This is a genomic window from Candidatus Omnitrophota bacterium, from assembly GCA_016209275.1.
GTDB lineage: Bacteria > Omnitrophota > Gorgyraeia > Aquiviventales > Aquiviventaceae > JACQWM01.
On record JACQWM010000006.1, the window covers coordinates 1 to 4,477 of the forward strand.

The 4,477-nt window shown below is 61.4% G+C and carries 8 protein-coding genes; 6 read left to right on the forward strand and 2 right to left on the reverse strand.

Going from position 1 to position 4,477, the window contains the following annotated elements; genetic code table 11:
- The 3 genes from HY737_01320 to HY737_01330 all read left to right on the forward strand — a co-directional run.
- A partial coding sequence (locus tag HY737_01320) for a 6-bladed beta-propeller (GenBank protein ID MBI4597028.1) occupies nucleotides 1–847 on the forward strand: 847 nt, incomplete at its 5' end.
- Entirely contained in the window at nucleotides 834–1,748 is a 915-nt protein-coding gene (locus HY737_01325) for a transporter (GenBank protein ID MBI4597029.1), read from the forward strand. The genes HY737_01320 and HY737_01325, both read left to right, overlap by 14 nt.
- A gap of 18 nt (nucleotides 1,749–1,766) precedes the next feature.
- Nucleotides 1,767–1,946: a hypothetical protein gene (locus tag HY737_01330; protein ID MBI4597030.1), complete on the forward strand. Its 180-nt coding sequence runs from the start codon at nucleotides 1,767–1,769 to the stop codon at nucleotides 1,944–1,946.
- Between the two features lie 13 nt (nucleotides 1,947–1,959).
- Here HY737_01330 and HY737_01335 read toward each other — a convergent pair whose 3' ends face one another.
- Both HY737_01335 and HY737_01340 read right to left on the reverse strand, forming a co-directional pair.
- Nucleotides 1,960–2,295, reverse strand: coding sequence for a TfoX/Sxy family protein (locus tag HY737_01335; protein ID MBI4597031.1), 336 nt, complete (start codon nucleotides 2,293–2,295; stop codon nucleotides 1,960–1,962).
- Nucleotides 2,285–2,761 (reverse strand): SRPBCC family protein, encoded by a 477-nt coding sequence (locus HY737_01340; GenBank protein MBI4597032.1) that lies wholly within the window; start codon nucleotides 2,759–2,761, stop codon nucleotides 2,285–2,287. The genes HY737_01335 and HY737_01340 overlap by 11 nt, the downstream gene beginning before the upstream one ends.
- A 122-nt stretch (nucleotides 2,762–2,883) precedes the next feature.
- Between HY737_01340 and HY737_01345 the strand changes: the two genes are divergently transcribed.
- The 3 genes from HY737_01345 to HY737_01355 all read left to right on the forward strand — a co-directional run.
- Entirely contained in the window at nucleotides 2,884–3,285 is a 402-nt protein-coding gene (locus HY737_01345) for a helix-turn-helix transcriptional regulator (GenBank protein MBI4597033.1), read from the forward strand.
- Between the two features lie 82 nt (nucleotides 3,286–3,367).
- Nucleotides 3,368–3,943, forward strand: coding sequence for a hypothetical protein (locus HY737_01350; GenBank protein MBI4597034.1), 576 nt, complete (start codon nucleotides 3,368–3,370; stop codon nucleotides 3,941–3,943).
- Nucleotides 3,944–3,968: 25 nt separating this feature from the next.
- The coding region (locus HY737_01355; GenBank protein MBI4597035.1) for a redoxin family protein at nucleotides 3,969–4,477 on the forward strand (509 nt) is incomplete at its 3' end.

Here is a 4,477-nt window from a genome sequence, read left to right on the forward strand (position 1 = left end):
AGAAGGTAACCAGGCTGGGCAGTTTCAGCACCCCGTGGGGATCGTCGTACATCAGGGACGAGTCTATGTGGCCGATACAGAGAACGATCGCATCCAGATCTTTAGGGAGGACGGCACGTGGCTCGCGACATGGGAAGAAGCTGGGGAGATTCGTCTCGAGCGACCGATGCATCTGGCCCTTGGGCCTGATGAGTTGTTGTACGTTCCTCTGTACCTGGCGGATCGGGTCGTCGTCCTCACGCCAGAAGGGACGCTCGTCAGGAGCTGGGGCTCGTCTGGCAGCCAGCCGGGCGCATTCGATGCGCCAGCCGGGGTGGCGGTCGCACCGGACGGCACCGTCTACGTGGCCGACTTCAACAACCATCGGGTACAGGTCTTTGACCAGCAGGGCCGTTTCCTCCGAGGCTGGGGCCAGAAGGGCCACGGGCGTGGAGAGTTCTATTATCCAACCGATGTCGCGATTGGCACAGACGGTTCCATGTATGTCGCCGATGCCTACAACCACCGAGTCCAGCGCTTCAGCCCTGACGGCACGTGGCTGAGCGCCTGGGGCGGACCTGCGACTCGGGGCATCAAGGGCCCGTTGCGCGGCTGGTTCAACGTCGCTACAGCTGTTACCGTGACTCCTGATGGCTCGGTCTACGTCGCCGACTTCTACAACCACCGGATCCAGCTTTTTGCTCCCGAGGGCAGGTGGCGCGGAACGTGGGGCCGCCAAGGCACCGGAGCGGGTCAATTTGAGCGGCCCACAGACATGGCGATCGATGAAGCAGGCAGGGTGTATGTGGTCGATTGGGGCAATCACCGGATTCAGCGATTCACATGGAGGAGCTATGGGCTTCGGTAGACGATTCGCCGGTCTCCTGGTCGGCGTCGGACTCTGGAGCGGGCTGACCGGCACGGTGTCCGGGGCGATCAACACCGATACCGGCCTCACCCCGGCTGAGGGCCAGTGGATCGTCCGCTCCCAGACGGTCTTCAAAAGCAAGACGGACGACCGCACCGGCGAAAATCGTAAGCTCCAGATCATTGCCAACCGTAACGTCCTGATCTACGGCCTTCGCGACGGGACGTCGCTGTTTACCGCCATTCCGTTTCTCTATAAAGCGCAAGAAGTCAATAGCTCCGATGGCGGCCGCAGTGAGCGCGAAGACGCCGGGATCGGGGACGTGCAGGTGTTCGTCAAGCAGCGTCTCTGGCGACAGGACCGGCTGGGCAGAACCAATCGCCTCGCCCTCATCGGGGGGCTGGAGCTCCCGACTGGTGATACGAGTGAGGCCAACGGGCTGGGAAAATTTCCCCGTCCGATCCAGCTTGGCTCCGGCTCCTGGGATCCATTTATGGGGGCCGTCGCCACGCACCAGGAGCAGCGGTACGAACTGTCGGCGGATGTGGTCTACCAGTTCAATACCGAGGCGCGCGGCTTCGAGTTCGGGGATGCGCTGAGCCATGATGCCGGTCTGTGGGTGCGCGTGTGGCCAGGGCAGCTGCCGGAATGGGGGACGCCGTCGGCGATCCACGCGGTGTTGGAGCTCAATGGCATCTTCAACCAGAAGAACACGGTCAATGGCGATCTCGTCGGCGATCTTGGTGGGTACACGCTCTACCTGTCTCCAGGCATTCAGTGGGTGGGACCACGGTGGATTGTCGAAGGGTCGCTCCAGTTTCCTGTCATCCAGGATCTCAACCGGGCCGAGATCCGCGAAGCGGGGCCGACGTATGTGATCGGCGTTCGGGTGACCTTTTAAACGAGGAGGTGAGTGAAGATGGAACAACCAACTCGAGTTTCGCTGTGCCCAGCGTGTGGGGCGTGTCCCGAGGTGGTCGTCGATGTCGCCAAGGATGAAGTGCGCATCGGCGAGGAGGGCAACCTCGTGCGGCTGACGAAAGAGGCCTGGAACACGCTGGTGGAGAAAATCAACGCAGGTGAGCTGAAAGCGATCTGAGAAGAACGGGCTCTCACCTTCGCTTCGTGGGCAACGACGCCGCGTGGCGCAAGGTAAGATCCACCCACCCCTTCAAGGCTGCCGGACTCTGGACGCCTCGGGGCAGCACGTAGACAAAGCCTCTCAGGGGTCGGCCGGTGAAGTCCATCGGCCGAGTATGGGGCTCTTTGAGCGCTTCCTCGTAGTGTGCAGGTCCCACGCGGACGACGAGCTTATCCTGCAACACGCCACAACACATCTTGCCATGCAGCAAGAAGGCCAGGCCGCCGAACATCTGCTTCTCCGTCAGCCCCTTGCGGCGGGCGAGGACGTGTCTGACTCGGCTGGCCAGTGGTTCGTTATACGCCATGGGCTGCCGCTCGCCGCTCCACCAACGTTTTAAGGTTCTCCAACAGCGTCTGCCGCAACGATGCCATCTTCTGCCGCATCATCAGGGCATACATGAGGCGGGCCAGCAGATGTCTGGGTTCGTACAGAAACCCAAGCCGAAGCAGGGTCTGGCTGGCGCCCTGTGGTTCCAGCTCGAAGCCAAATTGGATTGTTGAAAACATCTTGGTCATCATGCCCTGTTCCATGATCCAGCCGATCTTCCGCGGAGGGACGGCCTCGATGCACCGTTCCACGACTTGATCTTTGCGGCCTTCCCACTCAACCTGACACGTCCTGGTTGACCCAACGCGCTCTGCTGTTCCCGTCGTTGATTTCACCATCGTGGCCCATTGCGGCAGGCACGTCGAGTCGGCCAAGACAGCCCAGATGGGCTCAGGCCTGGAATTGATCAGGATTTCGCTGGAACCTTGAAAGGCGTTGCACATGGTGACACCTCCCGGTTGTTGTGTGTCCTCCCGCATGAAAGCGATCGTGCTTGCACTTTGCAAGTTACCATAGTGTAGCCACGAAGCTTGCGTTTTGCAAGTTTTATGGCATGATGGAGCTGATGCGCCGTCCTTGCCGATCCCATTGCCCCATCGCGTACGCGCTCGATCTCTTTGGTGACAAATGGAGCCTCCTGGTATTGCGCGATCTGCTCTTCATGGGCAAGCGGCGCTACAACGAGTTCCTAGCCTCCGAGGAGGGGATCTCTACGAACATTTTAGCAGAGCGGCTGAGGCGCTTAGAGGCCGAGGGACTGCTCACAAAATCTCACGATAGGCTCAATCATCGGCAGGTTGTCTACGCGCCGACCCGGAAGAGCCTCGACCTGCTCCCCGTCCTGTTGGAAATCATCCGCTGGTCGGCCAAGCACGATCCAAAGACGGTAGCGCCACCTGCCTTCATCCGTCGCCTGCGCAACAACCGTAAGGGGTTGATGCGCAATATTGTGAATCGTTTTGTCTGATCCTGCATCTTAACGCGTGGGAAGTGCGTTCGAATGTCGGCGTCGAGGTCCGGTTTACGGACCTCCAACACGGGAGGACGACATGAAGCGGTGGATGGGGGCTGGGTTCTTCGTGGTCGGGATGTGCGGGCTGTTGAGTGCAGGGTGGCCGGTGGATGCGGCGGAACATGGAGGCCAGGAACACACGGGCACCGCCACAAGGGAAGGCAGCGGCACGGCGGCACCACAAGCCAAGGAACATGGCGGCGCAACGCAGGAGCACGGCGGCCAGGCGGTGAAGGCGGAGCCGTCGGCTGAGCAGATCCGACAGACCATCAAGAGCTACGTGCAGGGCGTGTCGCAACAGAAGGGGGCGTTCACGATCAAGGATCCGGTGACCGGCACCACGCGCCAGTTGGAATTCGTGCGGGTGCACGATCGGGTGGGCAAGACCGGCGCGCTGTACTATTCCTGCACCGACATGCGTGACACGAAGACCGGCGAACTGTTGGATCTCGATTTCGATGTCCAAGCGACCGGTGAGCAGCTCAAGGTCGTTGACCAACGCATCCACAAAGTCGCTGGCAACGCACGCTACACCTATGACGAGCATGACAACCGCATTCCGGTGCGTTCAACGAGCAGCACGTCCACGTCAGGACAAGAACGGGCCTACTAGCCGGAGGGGGTAGCGTGTTGAGCCGATGAGGCGTGGGGCCATCTGGATCGTGGGTGTGGCCGTTCTGTGGTGCGGAACGGCCGCGCTGTGCGCTGCGGTCTCCAACGAAGGGGCGGAGTTGATCGGCACAAAAGCCCTGAGTTGGGAGGTGTCGGATTGGCTCAATAGCCGCCAGCCCCTCTCGCTGGAACAACTGAGGGGTCGAGTCGTCCTCGTGCGGTGGTGGACCGGCCCGGAGTGTCCCTACTGCGCGGCCTCCGCGCCGAATCTCAACACGCTCCATGAGAAATACCATACGAAGGGCCTCGTGGTGATCGGGTTCTACCACCACAAGTCACCGACGCCTCTGACGCGCCGGCACGTGGAGCGACTGGTGACGCGGTATCAGTTCCAGTTTCCGGTGGCGATCGACCCGGAGTGGCGGACGCTCAAGCGCTGGTGGCTCGATGGGCACGACCGGGCGTGGACCTCGGTGAGCTTTCTGCTCGACCGGGGCGGCGTGATTCGCTCTATCCACCCGGGTGGCTCCTACAC